Consider the following 26114-nt stretch of genomic DNA (forward strand, 5'->3'; position numbering starts at 1 on the left):
ACCAGCCAGCACCAGCGCACCTAAGCCAAGACTACATATTCGGGTAATTTGGACCTCCGCCACCTTCGGGTACCACCCAATTGATATTCTGTTCAGGGTCTTTGATATCACAGGTTTTGCAGTGAACGCAATTCTGTGCGTTGATCTGGAATTTGGGCTCGCCCGCCTCGTCCTCCACAAATTCATAGACACCCGCCGGACAGTAGCGGGCCGATGGGCCTGCAAAAACAGGAAGATTGACGTCTACCGGAATCGAAGGGTCCTTCAGTTGCAGATGCACGGGCTGATCTTCTTCGTGATTGGTGTTCGACAGGAACACCGAGGACAGGCGGTCAAAGCTGATTTTTCCATCAGGCTTCGGATATTCGATCTTCACGCAATGTTCTGCCCGTTTCAGTCGCGACCAGTCCGGATGCAGCTTCATGGTGAACGGCATTTTGATCTTCAGATGCTCTGCCCACATATTGATGCCGGACAGGATCGTGCCAAGAAAATCGCCATATTTTTCCACCGATGGTAGGACATTGCGGACCACTCGCAATTCTTCGCGAACCCAGCTGTTTTCGTAAGCGGTGCCATAGGCGGTCAGTTCATCGCTGCTGCGATCTGCAACAATCGCTTCGAACGCGGCCTCGGCCGCCATCATGCCGGTCTTCATCGCGGTATGCGTACCCTTGATCCGTGGAACGTTGACGAACCCGGCGGAACAGCCGATCAACGCGCCGCCCGGGAAATAGAGCTTCGGAACGGCCTGGAACCCACCATCGTTGATCGCGCGTGCGCCATAGGAAACGCGCTTGCCGCCTTCCAGTATCTTGCGAATTTCAGGATGCTGCTTCCACCGCTGCATTTCCTCGAACGGGGAAAGATAGGGGTTTTCGTAGTTCAGCCAGGTGACGAAGCCGAGCGCGACCTGGTTGTCGGCCTGGTGGTACAGGAAACCACCGCCATTGGCGCCTTCGCCGAGCGGCCAGCCCTGGGTATGGATGACCCGGCCCGGTTTGTGCTTGGCCGGGTCGATGTCCCACAGCTCCTTGACGCCGAGGCCGTAGATCTGCGGCTGGCTCTCGGCATCGAGCGCGAACTGGTTCTTCAGGATCTTGGTCAGGTGGCCGCGCGCGCCTTCGGCAAAGAATGTATATTTGGCATGCAATTCCAGGCCGGGTTCGTAGTCCGGCTTGTGGCTGCCGTCGCGGGCTACGCCCATGTCGCCGGTGGCCACGCCCTTCACCGAACCGTCCTCATTGTACAATATCTCGGCTGCGGCAAAGCCGGGGAATATTTCTATTCCCATATTCTCCGCACGCTCGGCGAGCCAGCGGCACAGATTGCCCAGCGAACCGGTGTAGGTGCCCTTGTTGTGCATGAAGGAAGGCGTCATCAGATGCGGGAGAGCGATTTTCTTTTTCTTGGTCAAAATCCAGTGATGGTTTTCCGTGACCGGCGTTTTCGCCAGAGGGCAGTCCTCGTCACGCCAGTCCGGAAAAAGCTCGTCGAGACCCTTGGGATCGATGACCGCACCGGACAGAATATGGGCACCGATTTCAGACCCTTTTTCCAGGATACAGACGGAGAGATCCTTGCCTGCTGCATCGGCCAATTGCTTGAACTTTATGGCTGCACTGAGACCGGCGGGGCCACCCCCGACTATCACCAGATCATAAGGCATTGACTCTCGTTCACTCATCTCGATTTTCCTACAATTCTTGCTTTTATTCCGTTGTAAATTCGGTCTGTCGCAAACCGCAACCCGCTGGGCACAAACCTGCTTTCCCGCCAATTGACCTATTCGTCAACTCATGACTCTATGTATAAATGAATTTAATTTCGCCACCAACGGCTATTCAACCCTCAGAAGCGATGATCAGCAGCCTCCAGCATTGGTGGTCGTTGGCCGGGGTAGATCTGGATTACGGCGACCAGCCCACGGCTTTGTTGGAGGCCGAGCCACAGGCGCCAGCGCCGATTGCCGCTCCTCCCGCCGCCGTTACGGAACACCGGCCTGAACCGACCAAAACGGTGCCTGTGCACAGCCCTCCTCCTGCCGTTTATGAGGACTTTATTGCTTGGCTGGCGAACGACAAGGGCCTCATAGAAGCGGGATGGTCAAAGAGCCGGGTGGCGCCTGAAGGTGTGCTCGAGCCGGAAATCATGATTATCTCCGGTCTTCCTGAAAAAGACCGGAATGGCAATGTCCAGCTGTTCAATCCGGACAATCGGAAATTGCTCGAGAAGATGTTGGCGGCGATTGGCTGCGATTCGGACCATTCCTATATTTCGACCATCGCCGCCGCCGCGTCGTTCGACGGCAGGATCGACGAACAGCACTGGGCCGCCTTCAAAGAGCGTACGCTCCATCATATCGGTCTTGTCCGTCCGAAGCGTGTCATCTGCTTCGGCGACCTCGCCGCTAAAATCATATTCGGTCAAGATATGCTAACGGCGCGGAAAAATAAGCAATTTATTAACCATGAATCTTCAAAAACAGAGGCAATCGTAACATTTCATCCGCGGATCCTGATCGAGCGGCCATTGTTCAAAGCCGAAGCGTGGAAGGATCTGCAAATGCTGACAAGGATTTCTGCCCCGTGAAACTGAAAATTGCCCTCACCGCCTCCCTTATCACATGGATCGCAACCCCTGCTCTGGCCGATGATGGTGCGGTGCTCTATAACAGCGCCTCGATCGCCAAATATGTCCCATCGCAGTTGAAGCAGAGCCAGTCGGACCATTATCGGGCGCTGTTTTCAGCAATGAGTTCCAACCAGTGGGACACAGCGAAAAACCTCATCGACACGGCTCCGGACGGTCCACTGAAATCTATCGCAAAGGCAGAATATTTTCTGGCGGCCAATAGCCCCCGGGCGGAACTTGGACCGTTGTTGGTCCTGGTGAATGAGGCACCGCAGATCCCGCAGGCCGCACAACTTGGCCGTCTGGCGCAGAAACGCGGTGCGCAATTGCTGCCGGACCTGCCTCAGCGCAGAAACTTGTCCTGGGTGCCCGGTTCGCCGATCCGTTCGAAACCAAAGGATGTGGACTCGGATCGCGCGGCGAACGGCATTCGTGGCCAGATCATCCAGTTTATCAAGACCGACAATCCACAGGGCGCAGAAGAACTCCTGAATATAAATGCAATGGAGATGTCCGCCGAAGGTCGCACCGAACTGGAACAGCGGATTGCCTGGTCCTATTATATTGAAAATGACGATACGTCGGCTCTACGTCTCGCCCGACGGGCACAAAATGGCGCCGGCGAATGGGTTGGACATGCAGACTGGGTCGCTGGCCTTGCCGCATGGCGTTTGAATGATTGCCAATCCGCCAGCAGCGCGTTCGAGAGAGTGGGACGGTCAGCTGCAAATGTCGACCTGAAAGCGGCCGGCCTTTACTGGAGCGCGCGCGCAGATTTGCGATGCGGCCAGCCAACCAAGGTTCAAGGCAAATTGCAGGCCGCAGCCCGCCATGACGATAGCTTTTACGGCATGCTGGCGGCGCAGACATTGGGTATGACCACGACTACAACGAAAGCAGACGACACATTCGAAAAATCGGACTGGCGCGCGCTGGAGCGGCACGAAAATGTCCGCGCCGCCATTGCGCTGGTGGAAATTGGCGAAGAACGCCTGGCGGATGAAGCGCTTCGGCATCAAGCAACCATCGGCCCGGACAGCGATCACCCTGCCCTGATCAAATTGGCCAGAGAGCTGAACCTGCCGCGCACCCAGCTATGGCTCGCTCATAATGCGCCGCGCGGCATGAGGCCCGATGCACTGGCCGGCTTTCCCGCGCCGAAATGGAAGCCTGATGGCGGCTGGCGTGTCGACCCTGCGCTGATCTACGCTCATACGCTGCAGGAATCGGCGTTTCGCAGCCAGGTCGTGAGTCCAGCCAACGCGATCGGACTGATGCAGGTCCGTCCGGGCACGGCCGGTGACATCGCCCGCGCCAATGGCAGGAGTTTCAACGAAGCAGACCTCTACCGTCCCTCAACCAATCTCGAATATGGCCAGTCCTATCTCGAATATCTTGGCAATTCTTCCATAACCGAAGGCAAGCTGCCGAAAATTGCCGCTGCCTATAATGCCGGCCCCGGCTCGGTGCAGCGCTGGAACAGCGAAATCAAGGACAATGACGATCCGCTGCTGTTCATGGAGAGCATCCCCTACGTCGAAACCCGCGGTTATGTCTCGATCATAATGCGCAACTACTGGATGTACGAGAAACAGGCCGGCATTCCGTCGGTCAGCGCGCGGGCCCTTTCACAAAATCACTGGCCCCGGTTTCCCGGTCACCCCGACAAGAGAAAGATTCAGTTCACGTCGCGTTGATCGCGATGCTGCAGACATGAAAAAGCCGGGCCTTGCGATATGCAGGGCCCGGCTTTTTATGTTGGGAGGCTTTATCGCCTAGTAGCGATAATGATCCGGTTTGAACGGGCCTTCCGTCGGCACGCCAATATAGTCAGCCTGTTCCTTGGTCAGCTTGTCCAGCTTCACGCCGAGTTTCGACAGATGCAGTTCGGCGACTTTCTCGTCGAGATGCTTGGGCAGAACATAGACATCATTTTCATATTGCTCGGGACGGAGCCACAGTTCGATCTGCGCCAGCACCTGGTTGGTGAAGCTTGCAGACATCACGAAGCTTGGGTGACCCGTTGCACAGCCCAGATTGACCAGACGGCCCTGCGCCAGGACGATCAGTTTCTTGCCATCCGCAAATTCGACTTCGTCGACTTGCGGCTTGATTTCGGTCCATTTCATATTCTTGAGAGCGCCGATCTGAATCTCGCTGTCAAAGTGGCCGATGTTACAGACGATCGCCCGATCCTTCATGGCGCGCATGTGATCGACGGTGATGACGTCCTTGTTGCCGGTGGTGGTGACGAAAATGTCGCCGCGCTTGGTGCCTTCGTCCATAGTTACGACTTCAAAGCCTTCCATCGCCGCCTGCAATGCGCAAATCGGATCGATTTCGGTGACCAGCACGCGCGCGCCGCCGTTGCGGAGCGACTGGGCCGAGCCCTTGCCGACATCGCCGAAACCGGCGACAACCGCGACCTTACCGGCCAGCATGACGTCGGTGGCGCGACGGATCGCGTCGACCAGCGACTCTTTACAACCATAGAGATTGTCGAATTTCGACTTGGTCACACTATCGTTGACGTTGATCGCCGGGAACGGCAGCTTGCCGATTTTCGCCAGTTCATAGAGACGGTGAACGCCGGTGGTGGTTTCTTCCGAAACACCCTTGATGGCTTCCACGGTCCGGGTCAGATAACCGGGACGTTCCGCCAGAAAGCGGGTCAGCGTCGCGACGAAGACTTCTTCTTCTTCGTTTTCCGGCTTGAACAATTCTTCACCGGCTTCGACACGTGCACCCCAAAGAGCGAACATGGTGGCGTCGCCACCATCGTCGAGGATCAGGTTGCAGGTTTCGTCCGTGCCCCAGTCGAAAATGCGCTCAACATATGCCCAATATTCTTCGAGAGTTTCGCCCTTGATGGCGAAGACCGGAGTGCCGCCGGCTGCGATAGCGGCTGCGGCATGATCCTGGGTGGAGAAAATATTGCAGGAAGCCCAGCGGACTTCGGCACCAAGCTCGAGCAGCGTTTCAATCAAAACGGCCGTTTGAATGGTCATATGCAGCGAGCCAGTGATCCGCGCGCCTTTCAGAGGCTTTTCGGTGCCAAATTCCTCGCGCAGAGCCATCAGGCCAGGCATTTCGGTTTCGGCTATTTCAATCTCTCTCCGGCCGAAATCGGCGAGGGAAATATCCTTGATAACATAGTCTTGGGTTGCGGTGTCCGCTGCGGTTGCCACGTCTTATCTCCTTGGAAAACGAAATGCCGCACAGATGATACGGTGCGGCAACATTCTTTATTAATAGACGTTCGACGCTTCAGAAGCAAATATAAAGATGTCTTTATATTTGAAATTTTGTGAGCCTGCGGTGATCCGGCCCGTAAGATTCAAAGGGTCACGCGCTGCCAAATCCACTGGACAGCTTGTTTGGATCGATGCCCAACGCTTCCCAGGCCATCACCCATTTGTCGGCGGAACCGGTGTCGTACAGCCAGTCCGGCGTGCCCTTGGCAATCGACCAGCCATTCTGGGTCAGTTCGTCCTCCAGCTGACCCTCGCCCCATCCGGCATAACCAAGAGCGATCGTCCATTTTTCCGGGCCGCGGCCCTTGGCAATGGCATTGAGCATGTCGACCGAACTGCTCAGTCCCCAGGAATTGCCGACCTGAAGCGTGTCGAGCATGTTGATATCAAGGCTGTGGAGGATGAAGCCACGCTGCGTTTCCATCGGGCCGCCGAGAAATACCTCCCGGTCCGGTGCGTCTGCCGTATCGATATCGAACTGCTTGAGAATATCGTGAAAGCTGATCCCCTCCACAGTTTCGCCAATATTGATCCCCAGCGCGCCATTTACATCATGGGAACAGATGGCCACCACTGATCGGGCGAAGCGCGGGTCGGCCATCCCTGGCGTCGCGAGCAGGAATTGCCCGGAGAAGAAGATAGTGTCATCCATTGCAGGCAGCATAGCGAGCCAATGTTCGGCTGCCCATGGCAAAATTGCTAAACTCCATGGCTTGGCCGCCTTGTCCGCTTGCAATTTCATCCGCGGATCACCACTATCTGCTTCAGAGGCAAGCGTTCTCAGCCCAATCAAAAATCAGGAGCAGAATATGATTAACAAAGGCGACAAAGTCCCCGACGTGAAATTGGTCAAGGCGACCGCAGACGGCCCGCAGCAGATCAGCTCAAGCGAATATTTCGCTGGCAAGAAAGTGGCACTCTTCTCCGTTCCTGGTGCGTTTACGCCAACCTGCTCGGCCAAGCATCTTCCCGGCTATGTCGAAAAAGCATCTGAGCTGAAAGCCAAAGGCGTCGACGAGATTGCCTGCACCGCTGTCAACGACGCGTTCGTAATGGGCGCATGGAATGATGCCGCAGGCTCAGAAGACGTGACCATGCTGGCTGACGGCAATGGCGATTTCGCCGAAGCCGTTGGACTCACCATGGATGGCTCCGGCTTTGGCCTCGGCAAGCGCGGCCAGCGTTTCTCGATGATCGTCAATGACGGTGTCGTTGAAGAGCTGAACGTCGAAGCGCCGGGCGACTTCAAGGTCAGCGCAGCGGAATATATGCTCGACCAGCTTTAATAGCAAAAACACTAATGAAAAAGCCGGCAGAAGCGTGAGTTTCCGCCGGCTTTTTCATGCTTACCATCCGCAGGATTTTCCCTTATTCTCTTCTTTCAGCCAATCCATCAGCGGCGCGAAATAGCTGATCATCGCTGAGCCATCCATTTCACGGGTACCGGTGAAGGCTTCGAGTGCATCGGGCCATGGCTTGGACGCGCCCATTTCCAGCATCGCGTTCAGCTTCGCACCGACTTCCTTGTTACCGTAGAAGGAGCAGCGGTGCAGCGGTCCTTTCCAGCCAGCGGCATCGCAAGCAGCCTTGTAGAACTGGAACTGCAAAATGCGGGCGAGAAAATAACGTGAGTAAGGCGTGTTGCCCGGAATATGATATTTCGCACCGGGATCAAAGGCATCGTCGGGCCGGTCAACCGGCGGTGTGATCCCCTGATATTGCAGACGCAGTTCGTTCCAGGCCGGGGTATAGTCTGCCGGCTTGATATCGCCGGAAAAGACGCCCCAGCGCCATTTGTCGACCAGCAGGCCGAACGGCAGGAAGGCAACCTTGTCCATCGCCTGCCGCAGCAGAAGACCGAGGTCCTTGTCGGCTCCGGGCACTTCGGACTTGTTGAGCAGCCCGATCTGCACGAGATATTCTGGCGTTATCGAGAGCGCGACCGAATCGCCGATCGCCTCGTGGAACCCGTCATTGGCACCGTCCTGGAACAGGAAGCTCTGGTCCTTGTAGGCGCGCTGGTAATAGTTGTGGCCAAGCTCATGGTGGATCGTGGTGAAGTCGTCGCCATTCACCTTGATGCACATCTTGATGCGAATATCGTCCTTGGCATCAATATCCCAGGCACTCGCGTGACAGACGACTTCGCGGTCCGCCGGCTTGGTGAACAACGACCGCTCGTAGAAGGTCTTTGGCAGCGCCTCAAAACCGAGCGAGGAGAAGAAGCCTTCGCCGGTATTGACCATTTTCAGCGGGTCATAGCCCTTAGCCTTGAGCAATTCGGTGGTGTCATAACCGATATCCCCTGCCCCTGCCGGTGCGACGATATCATAGATATTGCCCCACTCCTGGGCCCACATATTACCGAGCAGATCGGCGCGGATCGGGCCGGTTGCCGGCTGCACATCGTCACCATATTTCTCGTTCAGCTTTTCGCGGGTGTAACAGTGCAGCTGGTCGTAGAGCGGCTTCACCTGCGCCCATAGCTTGTCGGTCAGCTTGGCGAAATCGTCGGCCGGCATGTCATAACCGGAGCGCCACATCGCGCCGACATCGGCAAAGCCCAGTTCACGAGCGCCTTCGTTGGCGATCTCGACCATGCGGGCGTAATCATCCTTCATCGGCGCACCGACGTTGGTGTGCCAGCTTTCCCACATTTCGGCGAGCTCATCCGGATTGCGGTTGGTGCCCATTGCGGCCTCGATGTCCGAGCCGTTGATCGGCTCGCCATTCAGCGTGCCCTTGCCCTTGCCGTAGGCCGAGTTGAGCTTGGTCGCGATCTCGTTGAGTTCGGTGGCAGCACCGTCAGTCGTCGGCGCCGGCAGCACGATGCCGCCGCGCAGCTTGTTCAGCTTGCGGGTATCGGCGGAATCAAGCCCGGCGACGCCCTTGAACTTGGCTGCATCGATCGCCGCCTCGACCGCCATGGTCGTGCCTTCGGCGCCAACTTTTGCAGCCATCGCATCAGTATCGTCGGTGATATAGGTGCTGTTGACCCAGTAGACGCGGCTGGCGTCGACGTTGAATTCAGCCATTTTATTTTCGGTCTCGGCAATAAACTCACGCGCGTCAGCGGCGGTCGGCTTGGCGTCCGCTTTCATCTCACCCTCTTCATGATGCTTGGCAAGAGCAGGGGTTGATAGGGCAAAGGCGGCAAGCGCCAACAGGGAAGCGGTGGTTTTCATGGAGCGATCCTTGGCTGATGGTAATTAAGTTGAATTTGAAACTTTATCGCGTGCCGGTCAAGTGCGTGTTTCACGCCATCGCCAGACCAGCGCGACCATCATTACGACGGTGCCGATGATCCAGGCGATGATCTTGACCGGGCGAGCGATTGCCGCGGTTCCGGCGAGCCAGTCGCTGCCTTGCTCGTTAACGAGCTGAACCAGTTGACAGATGGTTTCGACATAGTCGGACAGGCCGAAGAGGAAATAGACGAGCACGCTCAGCAGACCGAGCTTCTTCAAGGCGGGAGATCGGGCCCACTGCCAGATCAGCCGTCCGCCGATGATACCACCGGACATGTAAAGAGTGATAAAAACAAGGTCGAGGATCATGCCCCAGCGCGCGAGATTGAGCACACCGGCCTCGTCCCAGCTTTGCTGGATCGCGTTGACCCGCGCGGCGGTTGCGGCGCTTTGATGATCGAGGATGCCATTGGGGGCAACGGCAGTTTCGAGCGCTCCACCGGAAAGGATCAGATAGGCAAACAGGGCCAGCCCGCCGCCCCAGAATATCCAGAAATTCCGCCAACTATAAAGCCCGGGCATATCCCCTCCTATCCCTCCAGAAAGCGCACCATCTCCTGACCCAGTTCCGGCTTGGTCACGCTGCTCATGTGCGTTCCGGGAATGGCGACATAGTGACCGTTGAGCAAGATCGCCGCGAGCTCTTCCGGATCACCGTTGTCGTCATCTTCGCTGCCGCACAGGACCAAGGTTTCGGTCTCAATGCTGGCGGCCTCGGCCGGGTCCATATCGGAGAAGGTTCCCAGCAATAATCTTGCCGCTTCCGGATCGATCTTCTGGCTTTTCATAAACTGGATCGCCATCCAGTGCGGGTCGCCGCGTTTGGCGCTGTCTCTGGTATCAATCGCCCGATAAAAGAAATCCCGCCTGCGGGCCCATCCGGACAGGCCTTGCAGGCCCATGCCCGCCAGGATCGCCCTGCGCGGAAGGGTGCCGGTCGCGAGCAATTTCGCGGTCGTGCGCGCGCCAAGAGAAAATCCGCCCAGATCGAAGTCCGACAAGCCGAGATGGCTGATCAGAGCCCTGACATCTTTCACCAGCACATCGGCGGGATAGGCCGCGGGATCATGCGGCGCTTCGCTTTCGCCGTGAGCCCGCAGGTCTGGCATGATCACGTGAAAGCCGGCATCGGCCAGAGCCTGTGCGTGACCGAATTTGATCCAGTTGGTCTCGGCGTTGGAGAACAGGCCGTGGAGCAGAATGACCGTGCGATTTCCTTCTTTCGTTTGGCGCATTTCGTGAATTTTGAGCTTTATTCCGTCGAAGGAGGGAAAATCCCATTTTGTTGCGGTCATCAATTGAATCTCATCTTCCAAAGTTCGTTAAATCAGCAACGACCATGCCTAACCTTTTGATCCCGTGCAGGAAAGGGCAAAGCCGCCATCGTCATGCGATCCTGACCAGATCGGCGCGCCAGCGAACGAGATCGTCCGGTTGGGTCTGATGCTGGTCGCTGGCCGGATCCAGTTCAAATCCGGGCTGTTTTTTCGACACCCACAAATGCCCCGACGGCGCGATCCCCGAGGGATCGTCCAATGTTCCCACTTTCAGCGTAATCGCATCGGGGGGATTGGTTGGCGAGTGCCACAGCCTTGTGCCGCATTGGCCGCAAAAATAATTATGCTTTGCCTTGCCGCTATGGGCCACAGTCTCGAAGGAGGCGACGTCTCCCTGCACGGTCAGCTGCGAATATCGTATTGGCACCGCCATCGAAAAGGCGCTGGCGCTCTGCTTTTTGCACTCGCCGCAATGGCACGCATAGGCTGGAGGTATTGGGCCTTCAAACCTGTACCGCACGGCGCCGCACTGGCATCCGCCTGCGATTGTCATGAATCGGGGGCCAATATTTTGACCCAGCCTTCGGGCGTGTCGGGCTGCGTCTCCAGCTGGGGCACATCGTCGGAAATAACAATCCAGGGCTGCTTGCTGGCAACCCAGAAATGCGCCTGCGGACTCATTTCCTTGCTGTTGTCCAGCGTTCCCGCCCGCAGGCTGACGATGCCGGGACGCAGGTCATTTCTTGCATATATCCGGGCCTTGCAGCGGGCGCAGCCGACGATCGTGCTGTTTGCTCCGCTCGGCTGGGTGACATGTCCCTCGTCCACTTCTCCGCTCAGTTCGCAATCATTTTCCATCACCGCCATATGGAAGCTGAAGGCGCTGCCGGTCCGTCTCTGGCAATCGGTGCAGTGGCAGGCATAAGGCTTCATGCGCAAACCGGGCTTCAACGTATAGCGGACCGCGCCACAGACGCAGCCACCTGTCAGATTCTCGGTCATCGCTCCGCAAGTCCTTTCTGCTTCATTCGCCAGACCGCCAGGTCGATCCGGTCCTGCCCGAAGAAGGGTTCGCCCTCGAAAACCAGTGTCGGCACGCCCCAGTGGCCGGCAGCCTCGAGCGCGGCCTGATTGTCAGCAATCTCGGCATCCAGTTCATCCGGCTGCGCCTGCGCTTCTGCCTTCAGCTCAGCGAAATCCAGACCTGCGCGAGCGGTGGCCTTTTTTAGATGATCACCTTCGTTCCAGCCAGCGGTGCCGCCCCAGATCATCTGTGACACTCCATTGGCAAAATCCAGCCCCTTGCCGCGCCGCGCGGCCGCCTGCCCCATCCGGGTCAGTTCGAAAATATAGGGCTGGTCCTTGGCGATCTTGCGGGTCGCAATATCCTGCACAATCGGATCGGGATTAGGCGGAGCCATTGGAATGCCCATATATTGCGCGACGCGGAACATGTCGCGAAACGTATAGCCAAGCCAGTTGGGATGGTTTTTCTCGAAGAAATCCGGCTCCCGGATCGCCAGCGGATAGACAAAGCGCTGGTTAATTTTCAGGTCATATTGCTCGGTCAGATCGACATAGCGCCGCGTTGCAAGATAGCTGTAAGGCGAGCGGAAGGACCAGTAGACGTCTGCTTGTAATGTCATCTGCTTATCGTACCCGGGATTGCAATCTTCGCAAGCACAGAGTGTTGCGATTAGTAAGCATTGCTATTATATATTCACTTATGAGCGAAGCTATCGGATTTCTGATTCACGACACCGCGCGGCTGTTCCGCAGGGAACTAAACGACCGTATGCGCCACAGCGGCGTTACCGCCCTGCAATGGCGGCTGCTCGCCTATCTCGCGCGCAACGAGGGTACGAACCAGGTAAAACTGGCGGAATTCCTGGAGGTCGAGCCGATAACGCTATCCCGAATGATCGATCGACTAGCCGATGCAGGCATGCTCAGCCGCCGCCGTGATCCGGATGATCGCCGGGCCTGGTGCCTCTATCTTGAAGATAAATCGCTGCCCCTGATCGATGAACTGCGGTCTGCTTCCGCGGCGCTTACCGAGTCCGCCCATGAGGGACTGACCAAGGAAGAGCGCAAGCAGCTGGCGGATCTTGTCGAACGGATGCGGCAAAACCTGTCGCGCAAGGCGTGCGATGCAAAACAATCGGAACAGGCAGCCTGACGACATGTTAAAATCCAAAGATATGCCCGAACAATATGATATGTCCGACACGCTGGCCGAAGAGGAGCAAGTCATCCCCGGTGCCGATAATGCCGCCACAGACGAGCCCCGCCGCCGCTGGCTGCGCTGGCTGGTCATGGCGATCGTGCCGCTGGCCCTGATCGCGGGCGGCGGATATATTTGGCTGACCAGCGGACGGAGCGTGTCGACCGACAATGCCTATGTCCAACAGGACCGGGTGTCGGTTTCGGCCGAGGTCGGCGGGCGGATCGTTGAGGCGAATGTCAGCAGCGATGATATCGTCAAGAAGGGCGACATACTGTTCCGGATCGATCCGGAACCGTTCAAAATCGCTCTGGCGCAGGCCAATGCCGCGATTGCTGCCGCAGAGGTGCAGGTGCAAGCGCTGCGGACCTCGGCAGCCGGAAGCGGCGTTGATATCGCGGCCGCTCGTGAGGATATCGCCTTCGCCCAGGCCACATATGAACGGCAACGCGCCCTGATGCAGCGCGGTTTTACCACCAAGGCAGATTTTGAGGCAGCCCAGCATGCGGTCGAACAGGCGCGGGAGCGGCTGCGACAGGCCCAGGCCGATTCAGCCGAAGCGAACAGCCTTGCGGCCAATGCCCGGTCGATGCCGGGCGAGAACCCCGCCATCGCCGCCGCCAAAGTGCAGCGCGAACAGGCGCAGTTGAACCTCTCCCGCACGACCGTCCGTGCGCCGACATCGGGGCGGGTGGCACAGGCCGACCGCCTGCAGGTCGGACAGATGATGGTCAGCGGACTCCCTGCCCTGACGATTGTCGCTGATGAAAAGACTTGGGTGGAAGCCAATTTCAAGGAAACCGATCTGGCAAACATGAAAATTGGACAGCCCGCCGAACTGACTTTTGATGCCTATCCGGATATCAAGCTGAAGGGCCATGTCCAGAGCATCGGCGCCGGGACCGGCAGCGAATTTTCGGTGCTGCCAGCGCAGAACGCAACCGGCAACTGGGTCAAGGTAACGCAGCGGGTGCCGGTACGGATTGCGATTGACGAAAAATCGCCTCGCCCGCTGATCGCCGGGCTTTCTTCCGAAGTGACCGTCGATATTCGTTCCAAGGGCCGATAGATGGCAACCGCTGCAGCTGTCGCAGGAGCCTCGCCGCAGGCCGCTATGACGGGATTGCGTCGCGGGTTGCTGACCGTCGCTGTCATGGGTGCGTCGGTGATCCAGATTCTGGACTCGACGATCGCCAACGTCGCACTGCCGCACATGCAGACCAGTCTCGGCGCTTCGCTGGATACCGTGACCTGGGTCCTGACCAGCTATATTATCGCGTCTGCGATCGCGATGCCGATTACCGGCTGGCTGGCAGACCGGATCGGTGGGCGTCAGCTGTTTCTTATCTCGGTCACCGGCTTTGTTCTGGCATCAATGCTTTGCGGGCTGGCCACGAGTCTCGAGGAAATGGTTCTCTTTCGTGTCATGCAAGGCATCAGCGGCGCGTTCATTGCCCCGCTGGCGCAAACCGTCATGCTCGATATTAACCCGCCCGAGCGACACGCCAGGGCGATGGCGATCTGGGGCATGGGGATTATGGTGGGACCGATCATGGGGCCCATCATCGGCGGCTGGCTGACCGAAAATTATAGCTGGCGCTGGTGCTTCTACGTCAATGTGCCGATCGGCATCGTGACCATATCGGCGCTGTGGGCGCTGCTGCCGCACAAGCCGATATTCCGCCGAAAATTTGACCATCTCGGCTTCTGGGCACTGGCCGTGGGGCTCGGCAGCCTGCAGCTGATGCTCGATCGCGGCGCCCAGCTGGACTGGTTTGACAGCTGGGAAATCAGAATCGAAACGGGAATAGCGATCGGCGCCTTCTGGGTTTTCGCCGTGCAGATGGCCAGCGCGAAAAACGCGTTATTTGCCAAACAGATGCTGACCAACCGGAGTTTTGCGACCAGCCTGTTCTTCATGATTGTCATCGGTGTCGTGATGTTCGCGAACATGGCCCTGTTGCCGCCGATGATGCAACATCTCTATGGTTATCCCGTGATCGATACCGGCCTGCTGCTGGCGCCGCGCGGCGTCGGCATCCTGCTCAGCATGGCGGTCGCCGGGCGACTGGTCGGCAAGGTCGATGCCCGTATATTGGTCGGGACCGGCTTTTCCATCGCAGCCTATTCGATGTGGCAGATGAGCCAGTGGTCGATGGATATGGACTGGCGGCCCTTTGCCATCAGCGGCCTGGTTCAGGGGATGGGCATGGGACTGGTTTTCATTCCGCTGAACACACTGGCCTTTGCTTCCCTGCCGGCGAGCATGCGCACCGATGGCGCGAGCCTGCTCAACCTTTTCCGCAGTGTCGGTGCATCGGTCGGCATCTCGATCGCGTCGGCCCTGCTGAGCCGGAATATCCAGACCAGCCACAGCGATCTGGCCTCCCATGTCACCGGTTCGACATTCAACAATGTCGATGCCAGCACCGCAGACCGTTTCCAGGGACTGGGCGATCAGGCGCTGATGATGGCTGACGCGCTTATCAACAAACAGGCGTCAATGATCGCCTATCTCGACGATTACTGGGCGATGATGTGGGTCACGATCGCAGTGATCCCGCTGGTGTTCCTGTTGCAGAAACCCGAGCCGGGCGCACAGGCCGGACCGATGATGGAGTGATCAGCCCTTCTGCAGATGCTTTCGCCCTAGCAGTTCTGCAATCTGCACCGCGTTGAGCGCAGCGCCCTTGCGCAGATTGTCGCTGACGCACCAGATGTTCAGGCCGTTTTCGACCGTCGGATCCTCGCGCACGCGGCTGATGAAGGTGGCGCCGTCGCCGACACATTCGACCGGCGTAACATAGCCTTCGTCTTCGCGCTTATCGACCAGCATGATGCCGGGCGCGTCCCGCAGGATTTTCTGCGCGTCTGATGAGGACAGCTCATTCTCAAACTCGATATTGATCGACTCGCTGTGACCGACAAACACCGGTACCCGAACACAGGTTGCGGTCAGTTTGATTTTCGGATCGAGGATCTTCTTGGTCTCGACGATCATTTTCCACTCTTCCTTGGTCGATCCGTCGTCGAGGAACACGTCGATATGCGGAATCACGTTGAACGCGATCTGCTTGGTGAAGACGTTGTTTTCCTTGGGGTCGCCGACAAATATGGCGCGCGACTGTTCGAACAGTTCGTCCATGCCGCCTTTGCCCGCGCCGGACACCGACTGGTAGGTCGAAACAACGACGCGCTTGATCTTGGCGGCATCGTGCAGCGGCTTGAGAGCCACCACCATCTGTGCGGTCGAGCAATTGGGATTGGCGATGATATTGCGCTTGGTATAGCCGCTGATGGCTTCAGGGTTCACTTCGGGCACGATCAGGGGCACATCCGGGTCCATGCGGTAGAGCGAGCTGTTGTCGATCACCACGCAGCCGGCAGCGGCAGCCTTTGGGGCATATTCCTTGGTCGCGGCGGAGCCGGCAGCAAACAGGGCCATGTCCCAGCCAGTGAAATCGAAATGCTCGATATTCTGAACCTTGAGCATCTTGCCAGTGTCGCCAATTTCAATCTCATTGCCCTGCGAACGCGACGACGCGACCGCAGCCAGTTCATCATATGGAAATTCGCGCTCGACCAAGACGTTCAGCATTTCGCGTCCGACATTGCCCGTGGCACCGACAACTACAATTTTGTAACCCATGAAACTTTTCCTGTGGCTGATAGTAAAACAGCCGGTTTTCCTGATGGGGAGAACCGGCTGTTTGAAACTCTGATGAAGCGATGATTATTTGGCTTCGGTGCCTTTCGCAGGCTGGTTCAAACGGCGCTCCGCAATACGGGCCCGCTTACCAGTGCGGCCGCGCAGATAGTAAAGTTTCGCGCGACGCACGATACCGCGGCGAACCACGGTAATGCTTTCAATGTTCGGGGAGTAGAGCGGGAACACACGCTCAACACCTTCACCGAACGACATTTTGCGCACGGTGAAGTTGGAGCCCATGCCGCGATTGGTGCGGGCGATGCACACGCCTTCAAAATTCTGGGTACGAACGCGTTCGCCTTCAACGACGCGGACGCCAACGCGCAGCGTGTCGCCAGCGCGAAATGATGGTATTTCCTTGGAAGCGACGAATGCATCGACCGCTTCTTGTTCCAGTGTCTGAATCAGGTTCATGACCTATTCCTTATCTTTATCTTTTTCCTGCGCACCAGAGGGCGACTGATCCGGACCGTCCCTGTGACGCTCCCATAAATCCGGCCGCCTTAGCCGTGTATCTTCCTCTGCCCTTTGTTTCCGCCAAGCAGCTATTTTCGCATGATCCCCCGATCGCAAGACTTCAGGGATGATGCGCCCTTCCCATATTTGAGGTCGGGTATATTGCGGATATTCCAGAATTCCGGTCTCGAAACTCTCTTCATCTCCGCTAGAAGACGCGCCCATTACCCCGGGAAGCAGCCGAATGCAAGCGTCTAAAAGCACCAGCGCGCCCATTTCTCCGCCGGACAGGATATAGTCGCCGATCGAGACTTCTTCTATGTCGCGCGCTTCGAACAGGCGCTCGTCAAAACCCTCGAAACGGCCGCAGATTATGGTGATACCGGGACCGGCAGCGATTTCGCGGACGCGGGCCTGGGTGAGCGGTTTGCCGCGGGGAGTCATGGCCAGGATGGGGGCGGCGGATTGCGGATGATCCGTTGGTGGTGAGCCTGTCGAACCACGCCTCTCGGTCGAGAAGCGCCCTTCGACAAGCTCAGGGCTAACGGAATTTAAATGCCCCTCTTCCCCGTTCGTGTCGAGCGAAGTCGAGACATTCCTCCCAGCCAATCCGTCTCTCGACTGCGCTCGAGACGAACGGACCTTCTCCGCCATTCGCTCAACCGCATGATCGACCGCCGCAGCCATGATATCGGCGCGCAGCACCATGCCGGCCCCGCCGCCTGCTGGCGTATCATCGACGCTGCGATGCCTGTCGGTGGCGAAGTCGCGAGGGTTGATGGTGTCGCAGGCCCACTTTCCTTCTTCCAGCGCCCTGCCCGCCAGCGATGTGCCGAGCGGTCCGGGAAACATTTCCGGGTAGAGAGTGAGGATTTGCGCGGTGAAGGTCACTTCTTTTTACGTCCGTTGATCCATAAAATCGACGTCGTCATGCCAACAAAGAAACTGCCGAAAAGGGCTACGGCCGTGCCAAGGGACATGGATATCATCCCTTCCCGGCTGCAGAGCTCAACGTCCACGCAATTATCCGATTGCAGCCACCAGAGATTGAACAGCCAGTAGATCACCAGCAACCCGGGTATCGGCAGGCTAGCCCGGAAAGGCAGCCAAGCGAGATTGGTGTCCGGATTGGCGCGCTTCATAATCTCGATGATCGCGATGGTCAGGCCGGCAATGACAAAGATGGCGATGAGGAGGATCATTGCGGCTCGACAAACTCCGCCTGCACGATCGCCGGATCACTGCGCATGTCGATGGCCTTGACCGGCACCATGAACTTCTTGCCGCTGGCGCGTTCGATCTCGATCACGTCGCCGGCACCAAATTCGTAGATCGCGAAGACAGTGCCCAACTCCTCGCCGGCATCCGAGACGCAGCGCAGGCCGATGATGTCGATATGGTAATATTCGTCTTCGTCCAGTTCCGGCAAGGCCGAGCGCGGGACGGTGAGTTCGGTTCCGCGAGCGGCTTCGGCGCCGTTGCGGTCGGTTATTTCGGCAATACGGGCAATAGCCCCCATCTTGTGCGGCTTCACCGATTTCAGGGTGAGCTTGCCACCGCTGAAATTTTTGTGCTGCGCCAGACTGTCGAAACTGTCGCAGAACAGCTTGAGCCGGACTTCCCCGGTCACCCCGTGCGCGCCAATGATGACGGCAAGGGGGACGGGTTTGTCCGGATCAATCTTGTCCAAGGATTAGCCCTCGGCCTTTTCTTCTGCAGGCGCTTCTTCAGCCTTGGCTTCTTCGGCAGGAGCCTCTTCCGCGGGCGCTTCTTCTGCAGGAGCAGCAGCGGCTTCCTTGGCGGCTTCTTCAGCAGCAGCGGCCTTTTCAGCTTTCTCTTCCATACGCTCGGTGGCTTTTTCGCCTGGCTTGCCCTTGTTCGGGTTGTTGCGGGCTTCGCGCTTCATCAGACCGGCCGCGTCGAGAAAACGAGCAACGCGATCCGAAGGCTTGGCACCCATTTCGAGCCAGTGCTTGGCACGCTCAGTATTCAGGACAACACGCTTTTCATCATCCTTTGCGAGCAGCGGATTGTAGCTGCCGACCCGTTCGATGAACTTGCCATCACGCGGCGCACGGACGTCAGCAACGACGATTTTATAATAAGGGCGCTTCTTGGAACCGCCACGGGACATTCTGATTGCTACTGCCATTGTAATAAACCTTTCTAAAAATACAAAAATTCAAATTGTTACTGTCATTTCTTCTTGTTCAATAATTTTGCCAGATCAGGCGGAAGGCCGTCGGGAGACATATCGGGAAGCCCGGGCATGCCGGACATGCCGCCGCCCTGTCCGCCCATTCCGGCACCAGCGGCTCCGCCGCCACCGCCGAACATCGACATCAGGCCCTTGATTCCGCCCATCTTCTTGATGCGCTTCATTGCCTTGGCCATTTCTTGATGCATTTTGAGCAGCTTGTTGACGTCCTGCACGGTCGTGCCGGAACCGATCGCAACCCGCCGCTTGCGTTTGGCGTTGAGCAGGCCGGGCCGGATCCGCTCTTCCTTGGTCATCGACCCGATGATCGCATCCATACGGACCAGAACCTTGTCGTCCATCGCTCCGCCAGCCATCGCCGCCTTGGCTTTCTTCATGCCCGGCATCATCGAAGCGAGCGCACCGAGTCCGCCCATTTTGGTCATCTGGGCCAGTTGCGAGCGCAGGTCATTGAGGTCGAACTGACCCTTGAGCATTTTCTCGGCAAGCGCTTCGGATTCTTCCTTGTCGACAACCTGCGCCGCTTTTTCGACGAGGCTGACAACGTCGCCCATGCCCAATATCCGGCCCGCAACGCGTTCCGGGTGGAATTCTTCCAGAGCGTCAATTTTCTCGCCAACGCCAACAAATTTGATCGGCTTGCCGGTGACCGCGCGCATCGACAGCGCCGCGCCGCCGCGGGCATCGCCGTCCATCCGGGTCAGAACCACACCGCTCAGATCGACCTGATCGGAGAAATTCTGTGCGACATTGACGGCATCCTGGCCGGTCAATGAATCGACGACCAGCAAGATTTCCTGCGGATTGGAGATATTGGCAACCGCCTTCATCTCGTCCATTAACTGCTGGTCAACGTGAAGCCGTCCAGCGGTATCCAGCAACAGAACGTCAAAACCCTGCAATTTCGCGGCCTGAAGCGCGCGCTTGGCGATTTCAACCGGCTGCTGCCCGGCAACGATCGGCAAGGTGGCGGAGCCGATCTGTTCGCCCAATACGGCCAACTGTTCCTGAGCCGCCGGACGATTGACGTCGAGCGAGGCCATCATGACCTTCTTGTTCTCTTTGTCTTTCAGCCGCTTGGCTATTTTTGCGGTCGTCGTTGTTTTACCGGACCCCTGCAGGCCGACCATCATGATAATGGCGGGCGGTGCCACGGAAAGCTCAAGCGCGCTGACTTCCGAACCCAGCATCTCGGTCAGGCCGTCGTTGACAATCTTGACCACCTGTTGGCCAGGCGTCACCGATTTCAGCACCGATTGGCCAACCGCCTTCTCAGTGACTTTTTCAACAAAATCCTTAACGACTGGCAGTGCGACATCGGCTTCAAGCAACGCGATGCGCACTTCCCGCATGGCGCCGCGGACATCTTCTTCGCGCAACGCTCCGCGGCCGCGCAGCTTGTCAAAGACTCCGCCAAGGCGGTCGCTCAACTTATCAAACATGTTCCCGCCTTTCCTTCTTCAACACGGCCTGCTTTCCGGCCAACGCAAAAAACGCCGATGGGCGAAACCTCGCTGATCGACGTGTGAGTTTTTCGAACTCTAAACTGGATCGACAATGAATTCATTGCCTAATTCAAGTGCCCATTAGGGGAGTTATCAGAATATCGCAAGCCCTTCATTTCCCGGAATATGAACGCCAGTTAACCAGAAATTGATATCTTTTGGTCCAATAGACAGGTTCGCAATTGTGGAAAGATAATTATGGCTGGACCAGTAGCCGAGCAACATCTGAAAGTGATGAAGAACGGTTATAAGCTGTCGGTCGGACGTGACGTTTTGACCGGCGTGATCGTGATATTGGCAATCCTTATGTTTGCCGGCACCGGTGGCACCGTGGTGACCGATGCCATTGACTCCCTTTCCGGCCAGCCCGGAACGGGCGACAATGTGCTGGTCCCTGCGTTCCTGCTCAATATTGCGCTGATCCTGTTCGGCTGGCGTCGGTACAAGGACCTGACAAAAGAAGTCGAGGAACGGGCCGCCGCAGAAGAGCGCGCCAATTCCCTCGCTGCCACCGATCCGCTCACTGGCTTGCTCAATCGTCGCACCATCGGGGAACGAACGGCGGAGATGATCAGCATCGCCCAGCGCAAGCAAAAGAGCATCACATTCCTGATGCTCGATCTGGACAATTTCAAGAATATCAATGACGTCCACGGGCACAGCGCCGGGGATGCCGTATTGAAAGAGGTGGCAAAGCGTGTGTCGCGCGTCGTTCCCCCGCATAACCTGCTGGCACGACTGGGGGGCGACGAATTCGCCTGCGCCTTCATTTTTGCTCCCGAACAACCCAAAATGGTCGAACGGATCGCCGACGATCTGATTGACGCGATAGCCGCCCCGATCATCGAGAATGGCCACCAGTTGGTTGTTACGACCTCGATCGGTATGTCGCGTTATGATTCGGACTCCGAGGGCGTAGACGCCCTCATGCGCCGGGCTGACATTGCCATGTACTGCTCCAAACGACAGGGTCGGAACCGGCACTGCTGGTTTGACACCAGTATGGAGCAGGAGCTGCAAACGCGCAGTTTGCTTGAAGAGGGCATGCGTAGCGGAATCCCCGGCGGCGAGTTTTTCCCGTATTTTGAACCGCAGATTGACCTGCTGACCGGCAAGCTGACGGGATTCGAGACGCTGGCACGCTGGGAGTCGCCGACACAGGGATCCATTTCGCCGGAAATCTTCATCCCCATCGCAGAAGAAACCGGCATGATCGGCGATCTGTCGATCCAGATCATGCGGCTGGCGCTCAACCAGGCCAAGAATTGGCACCCTTCGCTGAGCCTTGCGATTAATATTTCACCGATCCAGCTGCTGGATCCCTGGCTGGCGCAGAAAATCGTAAAATTGCTGTTGGAAACCGGATTTCCGCCCAATCGTCTGGAAATCGAGATCACCGAAAGTGCGCTGTTTGATAACCTCAGTTTGGCCCAGTCTATCGTAGGAAGCCTGAAAAACCAGGGCATCAAAATCGCCCTGGATGATTTTGGGATCGGCCATAGCTCCCTCGCCCACTTGCGGGCCCTGCCATTTGACCGGATAAAAATCGATCGCAGTTTTGTTGCTTCGATTCTGGAAAATGCAGAAAGCCAGGCAATCGTAAGAGCGATCAATGGTCTCGGCGAAAGCCTCGGCATGCCGATCACGGCAGAAGGCATTGAGGATCAGGAAACCGAAGCCGCATTGCGCACTATTGGCTGCGCAAAGGGCCAGGGATGGCTTTACGGGCTCCCTCTATCGATGGAGGAGACGGACGAGATCCTGGCAGAGCGAGGCCTGCTTCAGGACGAGGAGCAAGAGCACGATCGAAAGGACATTACTGCTTGGCTAGCAGATCCGAAATATCTCCCTGACGAGCCAAAGTCCCTGCAAAAAGTACATTAGGGCGGCCCACCGGCAGTCTCGGCCAGCCGATTTACTGGACTCCGGTCAACGGCACCCCTAAATCGCCAGACATGACGACAGGACGCTTTCACAAAATGCACGGGCTGGGCAATGATTTTGTCATCATCGACGCGCGCGAAGAACAGACCGAACTGTCCGCAGCACAAGTTGCAGCGATCGCAGATCGCCATAGCGGTATCGGTTGCGATCAGTTGATCATATTGCGCCCGTCCGAAAATGCCGACGTCAAAATGCAGATTTTCAACGCCGATGGCAGCGAAGTCGAGGCTTGCGGCAATGCAGCGCGATGCGTTGCAAAACTTGTCGGGAATCAAACCCGGATCGAAACAGCCGGCGGGATCATCATTGGCAATGCCACGAAAGAGGGCGCGATTGTCGATATGGGGCAGCCCCGCTTTGAGTGGGACTCGATCCCCCTCGCCTACGCCATGGACACGCTTGCCATGCCGGTCGGCTGGGAGAACCTGCAAAACCCGGCAGCGGTCAACGTCGGCAATCCGCATGTAATTTTCTTTGTTGACGACAGCGCCGCTGTGGAGCTGGACCGCCTCGGACCGATGATCGAGGTCGACCCGCTGTTTCCGGACAAAGTGAATGTCAATGTGGCAGACATTCGGGATGGCCGCATCAATTTACGCGTCTGGGAGCGCGGTGTCGGACTGACCAGAGCTTGCGGTACTGGCGCTTGCGCCACCGCCGTTGCAGCCATCAAGCGCGGATTGGCAACCAGTCCCGTGGAAGTGAAGCTGCCCGGCGGCGCGCTGCAAATCCGCTGGTCAGAAGGCACGAATATCGAAATGCAAGGACCGACGACCTATGTCTTTGCTGGCGAAGCGGACTGGGCTGAGTTCGGATGAGCGCGCCCGAAATGATCAGCATGGGTTGCCGCCTCAACATTGCCGAAAGCGAGGCCCTGCAACAGAATCTGGCCGCCAGCAATATTGACAGCGAGCATCTGATCATCGTCAACAGCTGTGCGGTGACCAATGAAGCGGTCCGGCAAACCCGGCAAGCCATTCGCAAGGCCAAGAAAGCCAATCCGGGCAAGCAGATTGTCGTCACCGGCTGTGCCGCACAGGTCGATCCGGCGATGTTTGCCGCGATGCCGGAGACCAGCGCTGTGGTCGGCAATATCGATAAATATGATGCAGCGAATTTCAAACTCGGAACCCAGAGCAATCGGTCCGATATCCGCGTGTCCGATATCATGCAGATCACCGAAACGGCACCGCACATGGTCAGCGCTTTTGGCGACCGCTCCCGGGCTTTCGTCGAGATCCAGAACGGCTGCGACCATCGCTGTACATTTTGCATCATCCCCTTTGGCCGCGGCAATAGCCGCTCGGTGCCCGCTGGTCTGGTGGTCGATCAGGTTCAGGCACTGGTCGATAAGGGTTTTCAGGAAGTCGTTCTGACCGGGGTCGATGTGACCAGCTACGGACCCGATCTGCCCGGGCAGCCGACGCTTGGCATGCTGGTCGAGCGGATTTTGAAGCATGTCCCCGATCTGCCAAGACTAAGGCTTTCCTCGCTCGACGGAATCGAGATCGATGACCGCCTGTTTGATCTGCTCACCGGAGAAGCACGGATGATGCCGCACGTGCATCTGTCGCTGCAATCCGGCGATAATATGATCCTGAAGCGGATGAAGCGGCGGCACAGCCGGGAGCAAGCGATTGATCTCGTCGCGCGGCTCAAAGCCAAACGGCCGGACATCGTGATCGGCGCAGATATCATCGCCGGCTTTCCGACCGAAACGGACGCAATGTTCGCCAATAGTCTGGCGATCATCGATCAGTGCGATATTGTTCATGGCCACATATTCCCCTATTCGCCGAAACAGGGCACGCCAGCGGCAAAAATGCCGCAGCTTGACGGTGGCGTGATCAAGGAAAGAGCAAAGATATTGCGCAATGCCGTGGCACGACGCGCTGAGGCTTGGCGGCAAACGCTGATCGGCTCACGTCAGAATATACTTGCCGAAATGTCTGGAAACGCGGGCTACGCAGAGAATTTTGCTCGCGTGTTATTTGATGCGCCAGCAGACAAGCGGCAAATCGTGCCCGTTGAAATCACGGGCGTTCAGAACAAACAGTTGATTGGCAGGATAGCAGTGTGACCGAGAATAGCAGTTGGAAAGATCGCCTGTTCGGCGGTTTCAGCAAAACATCATCGCGCCTGACCGAGAATCTGGCCGGCCTGGTTACCAAGGCCAAGCTCGACGAGGCGACGCTCGACGATATTGAAGACGCTTTGATCCTGTCCGACCTCGGCCCGGCGACGGCGGCGACTATTCGGGAAAAGCTGTCCGCCGAGCGGTTCGAAAAAGGGCTGACCGAATATGCGGTCAAAGAAATTATCAAACGCGAGATCACGGCAATATTGGAACCGGTTGCCGTGCCCCTCGAAATCGCAGCCTTTCCGCGCCCGCAGGTAATCCTGGTAATTGGCGTCAACGGTTCGGGAAAAACCACCACCATTGCCAAATTGGCCCATCTGTTTCTGGAGCAGGACTATGGCGTCATGCTGGCGGCCGGCGACACGTTCCGGGCGGCTGCCATCGGGCAGCTGAAAGTCTGGGCCGAGCGGCTGGGCGTGCCGATCATCAGCGGCCCGCAGGGCGGCGACAGCGCCAGCATCGTCTATGAGGGCGTAAAGCAGGCGACAGCTACCGGTATCGACGTGTTAATCGTTGATACAGCCGGGCGCCTGCAGAATCGCAGCGAACTGATGGACGAACTGGACAAGATTCGGCGCGTGCTGGGCCGGCTTAATCCGGAAGCGCCGCATGATGTGGTGCTGGTACTGGATGCCACGACCGGGCAGAATGCACTGTCCCAGATCGAGGTATTTCGGGATGTCGCGAAGGTCACCGGATTGATCATGACCAAGCTGGATGGCACCGCGCGAGGTGGTGTTCTGGTCGCTGCCGCGAAACAATTCGGATTGCCGATCCATGCCATCGGCATCGGCGAAACCGTCGAAGACTTGAGACCGTTCAAGGCCGAAGATTTGGCCGCAGCCATAGCCGGGATAGAAAAATGACCGAATCAACCGCGATTGAAGAAATTCCGAAAGAGAACCGAGGCCTCAGCTTCGGGCTGGATTTCGGCCCCCTGCTGATCTTCTTTCTGGTGTATAAATTTGGTGCACCGGAAGGCAATCCGATCACCGCAGCCGTTTATGGTACGATCGCTTTCATGATTGCGATTGTTATTGCGATGGTCATTTCAAAGTGGAAGCTGGGCAAAGTCTCTCCGATGATGTGGATGTCGGCCATCCTGATCCTGGGATTCGGAGCGCTGACCATCTATTTCAATGACCCCCGCTTCATCCAGCACAAGCCGACGATCATCTATGCAGGGTTCGCGCTGATATTGGCTGGCGGACTGATGCGCGGCAAACCGATGTTGAAAAGCCTGCTGCAGGCGGCATTCGAAGGGTTGAGCGACGAAGGCTGGCTCAAACTTTCGCGCAACTGGGCGATATTTTTTGCGGCGATGGCACTCGTCAATGAGCTGATGGTGGCGACCATGAGTTTCGACTTGTGGCTGACCATCAAGGTCTGGGGCGTGCCGGCGATTTCATTCCTGTTTGCAATGGCCAACATACCGATGCTGATGAAATACGGGTTTACGGTCGAAGAAAAGCCGCGCCCTGAAGGTCAGGACGCGGCTTAAACGT

The 26114-nt window shown here is 57.5% G+C and carries 27 protein-coding genes; 11 read left to right on the plus strand and 16 right to left on the minus strand.

The features are described 5' to 3' along the window. Nucleotides 1-31: 31 nt before the first annotated feature. A complete protein-coding gene (locus ACN0WW_RS09475; RefSeq protein ID WP_417611794.1) occupies nucleotides 32-1687 on the minus strand; it encodes an electron transfer flavoprotein-ubiquinone oxidoreductase in 1656 nt (551 codons plus the stop codon). A 173-nt stretch (nucleotides 1688-1860) separates the two neighbouring features. Between ACN0WW_RS09475 and ACN0WW_RS09480 the strand changes: the two genes are divergently transcribed. Next, nucleotides 1861-2592: a uracil-DNA glycosylase family protein gene (locus ACN0WW_RS09480; RefSeq protein WP_417611796.1), complete on the plus strand. Its 732-nt coding sequence runs from the start codon at nucleotides 1861-1863 to the stop codon at nucleotides 2590-2592. Next, entirely contained in the window at nucleotides 2589-4331 is a 1743-nt protein-coding gene (locus ACN0WW_RS09485) for a lytic transglycosylase domain-containing protein (protein ID WP_417611798.1), read from the plus strand. The genes ACN0WW_RS09480 and ACN0WW_RS09485 overlap by 4 nt, the downstream gene beginning before the upstream one ends. A gap of 78 nt (nucleotides 4332-4409) precedes the next feature. Here ACN0WW_RS09485 and ahcY read toward each other — a convergent pair whose 3' ends face one another. Then, on the minus strand, nucleotides 4410-5822 hold the full coding sequence (gene ahcY / locus ACN0WW_RS09490) for an adenosylhomocysteinase (RefSeq protein ID WP_417611800.1): 1413 nt from the start codon (nucleotides 5820-5822) through the stop codon (nucleotides 4410-4412). A 157-nt stretch (nucleotides 5823-5979) separates the two neighbouring features. After that, entirely contained in the window at nucleotides 5980-6630 is a 651-nt protein-coding gene (locus ACN0WW_RS09495; protein WP_417611802.1) for a YqgE/AlgH family protein, read from the minus strand. Between the two features lie 67 nt (nucleotides 6631-6697). Between ACN0WW_RS09495 and ACN0WW_RS09500 the strand changes: the two genes are divergently transcribed. Then, a complete protein-coding gene (locus ACN0WW_RS09500; RefSeq protein ID WP_417611804.1) occupies nucleotides 6698-7174 on the plus strand; it encodes a peroxiredoxin in 477 nt (158 codons plus the stop codon). Nucleotides 7175-7234: 60 nt separating this feature from the next. Here the strand turns inward: ACN0WW_RS09500 and ACN0WW_RS09505 are convergent, their stop codons facing one another. The 6 genes from ACN0WW_RS09505 to ACN0WW_RS09530 form a co-directional block, all read right to left on the minus strand. Then, nucleotides 7235-9073: a M2 family metallopeptidase gene (locus ACN0WW_RS09505; RefSeq protein ID WP_417611806.1), complete on the minus strand. Its 1839-nt coding sequence runs from the start codon at nucleotides 9071-9073 to the stop codon at nucleotides 7235-7237. A 57-nt stretch (nucleotides 9074-9130) separates the two neighbouring features. Further along, the gene (locus ACN0WW_RS09510; protein WP_417611808.1) at nucleotides 9131-9658 is read right to left on the minus strand and encodes a hypothetical protein; all 528 of its coding nucleotides are present in this window, start codon (nucleotides 9656-9658) and stop codon (nucleotides 9131-9133) included. 8 nt (nucleotides 9659-9666) lie between these two features. Continuing rightward, nucleotides 9667-10431 carry an alpha/beta fold hydrolase gene (locus ACN0WW_RS09515; RefSeq protein WP_417611810.1) on the minus strand — a complete coding sequence of 255 codons (765 nt, stop codon included), beginning with the start codon at nucleotides 10429-10431 and terminating at the stop codon, nucleotides 9667-9669. 91 nt (nucleotides 10432-10522) lie between these two features. Then, entirely contained in the window at nucleotides 10523-10966 is a 444-nt protein-coding gene (locus tag ACN0WW_RS09520; RefSeq protein WP_417611812.1) for a GFA family protein, read from the minus strand. Further along, nucleotides 10963-11415 (minus strand): GFA family protein, encoded by a 453-nt coding sequence (locus ACN0WW_RS09525; protein WP_417611814.1) that lies wholly within the window; start codon nucleotides 11413-11415, stop codon nucleotides 10963-10965. Before ACN0WW_RS09525 ends, ACN0WW_RS09520 begins: the two co-directional genes overlap by 4 nt. Further along, nucleotides 11412-12059 (minus strand): 2-hydroxychromene-2-carboxylate isomerase, encoded by a 648-nt coding sequence (locus ACN0WW_RS09530; RefSeq protein WP_417611816.1) that lies wholly within the window; start codon nucleotides 12057-12059, stop codon nucleotides 11412-11414. The genes ACN0WW_RS09525 and ACN0WW_RS09530 overlap by 4 nt, the downstream gene beginning before the upstream one ends. A gap of 80 nt (nucleotides 12060-12139) precedes the next feature. Between ACN0WW_RS09530 and ACN0WW_RS09535 the strand changes: the two genes are divergently transcribed. Genes ACN0WW_RS09535 through ACN0WW_RS09545 form a run of 3 tightly spaced genes read left to right on the plus strand, consistent with a single transcriptional unit; the run spans nucleotide 12140 to nucleotide 15260 of the window. Beyond that, nucleotides 12140-12592: a MarR family winged helix-turn-helix transcriptional regulator gene (locus ACN0WW_RS09535; RefSeq protein ID WP_417611818.1), complete on the plus strand. Its 453-nt coding sequence runs from the start codon at nucleotides 12140-12142 to the stop codon at nucleotides 12590-12592. A 4-nt stretch (nucleotides 12593-12596) separates the two neighbouring features. After that, nucleotides 12597-13706 carry an HlyD family secretion protein gene (locus tag ACN0WW_RS09540; protein ID WP_417611820.1) on the plus strand — a complete coding sequence of 370 codons (1110 nt, stop codon included), beginning with the start codon at nucleotides 12597-12599 and terminating at the stop codon, nucleotides 13704-13706. After that, nucleotides 13707-15260, plus strand: coding sequence for a DHA2 family efflux MFS transporter permease subunit (locus ACN0WW_RS09545; RefSeq protein WP_417611822.1), 1554 nt, complete (start codon nucleotides 13707-13709; stop codon nucleotides 15258-15260). Here ACN0WW_RS09545 and ACN0WW_RS09550 read toward each other — a convergent pair whose 3' ends face one another. The 7 genes from ACN0WW_RS09550 to ffh form a co-directional block, all read right to left on the minus strand. Further along, a complete protein-coding gene (locus tag ACN0WW_RS09550; protein WP_417611824.1) occupies nucleotides 15261-16286 on the minus strand; it encodes an aspartate-semialdehyde dehydrogenase in 1026 nt (341 codons plus the stop codon). It abuts the gene before it with no gap. An 84-nt stretch (nucleotides 16287-16370) separates the two neighbouring features. Next, a complete protein-coding gene (gene rplS, locus ACN0WW_RS09555; RefSeq protein WP_417611826.1) occupies nucleotides 16371-16760 on the minus strand; it encodes a 50S ribosomal protein L19 in 390 nt (129 codons plus the stop codon). Nucleotides 16761-16763: 3 nt separating this feature from the next. Next, on the minus strand, nucleotides 16764-17693 hold the full coding sequence (gene trmD / locus ACN0WW_RS09560) for a tRNA (guanosine(37)-N1)-methyltransferase TrmD (RefSeq protein ID WP_417611828.1): 930 nt from the start codon (nucleotides 17691-17693) through the stop codon (nucleotides 16764-16766). Continuing rightward, a complete protein-coding gene (locus ACN0WW_RS09565; RefSeq protein WP_417611830.1) occupies nucleotides 17690-18004 on the minus strand; it encodes a hypothetical protein in 315 nt (104 codons plus the stop codon). Before ACN0WW_RS09565 ends, trmD begins: the two co-directional genes overlap by 4 nt. Continuing rightward, nucleotides 18001-18483: a ribosome maturation factor RimM gene (gene rimM / locus ACN0WW_RS09570; protein WP_417612131.1), complete on the minus strand. Its 483-nt coding sequence runs from the start codon at nucleotides 18481-18483 to the stop codon at nucleotides 18001-18003. The genes ACN0WW_RS09565 and rimM overlap by 4 nt, the downstream gene beginning before the upstream one ends. A 12-nt stretch (nucleotides 18484-18495) precedes the next feature. Then, a complete protein-coding gene (gene rpsP, locus ACN0WW_RS09575) occupies nucleotides 18496-18954 on the minus strand; it encodes a 30S ribosomal protein S16 (protein WP_417611832.1) in 459 nt (152 codons plus the stop codon). 44 nt (nucleotides 18955-18998) lie between these two features. After that, on the minus strand, nucleotides 18999-20462 hold the full coding sequence (ffh, locus tag ACN0WW_RS09580; protein ID WP_417611834.1) for a signal recognition particle protein: 1464 nt from the start codon (nucleotides 20460-20462) through the stop codon (nucleotides 18999-19001). A 261-nt stretch (nucleotides 20463-20723) separates the two neighbouring features. Between ffh and ACN0WW_RS09585 the strand changes: the two genes are divergently transcribed. The 5 genes from ACN0WW_RS09585 to ispZ all read left to right on the plus strand — a co-directional run bounded on the left by ACN0WW_RS09585 (nucleotide 20724) and on the right by ispZ (nucleotide 26110). Beyond that, a complete protein-coding gene (locus ACN0WW_RS09585; RefSeq protein ID WP_417611836.1) occupies nucleotides 20724-22409 on the plus strand; it encodes a putative bifunctional diguanylate cyclase/phosphodiesterase in 1686 nt (561 codons plus the stop codon). A gap of 71 nt (nucleotides 22410-22480) precedes the next feature. Continuing rightward, on the plus strand, nucleotides 22481-23287 hold the full coding sequence (gene dapF / locus ACN0WW_RS09590) for a diaminopimelate epimerase (protein ID WP_417611838.1): 807 nt from the start codon (nucleotides 22481-22483) through the stop codon (nucleotides 23285-23287). Further along, a complete protein-coding gene (mtaB, locus tag ACN0WW_RS09595) occupies nucleotides 23284-24549 on the plus strand; it encodes a tRNA (N(6)-L-threonylcarbamoyladenosine(37)-C(2))-methylthiotransferase MtaB (RefSeq protein ID WP_417611840.1) in 1266 nt (421 codons plus the stop codon). The genes dapF and mtaB overlap by 4 nt, the downstream gene beginning before the upstream one ends. Then, nucleotides 24546-25475, plus strand: a complete 930-nt coding sequence (gene ftsY / locus ACN0WW_RS09600; protein WP_417611842.1) for a signal recognition particle-docking protein FtsY — start codon at nucleotides 24546-24548, stop codon at nucleotides 25473-25475. Before mtaB ends, ftsY begins: the two co-directional genes overlap by 4 nt. Beyond that, nucleotides 25472-26110 (plus strand): septation protein IspZ, encoded by a 639-nt coding sequence (gene ispZ, locus ACN0WW_RS09605; protein ID WP_417611844.1) that lies wholly within the window; start codon nucleotides 25472-25474, stop codon nucleotides 26108-26110. Before ftsY ends, ispZ begins: the two co-directional genes overlap by 4 nt. Nucleotides 26111-26114 lie beyond the last annotated feature (4 nt).

The organism is Parasphingorhabdus sp. (genome assembly GCF_048269865.1).
In the GTDB taxonomy this organism is placed as follows: Bacteria; Pseudomonadota; Alphaproteobacteria; order Sphingomonadales; family Sphingomonadaceae; genus Parasphingorhabdus.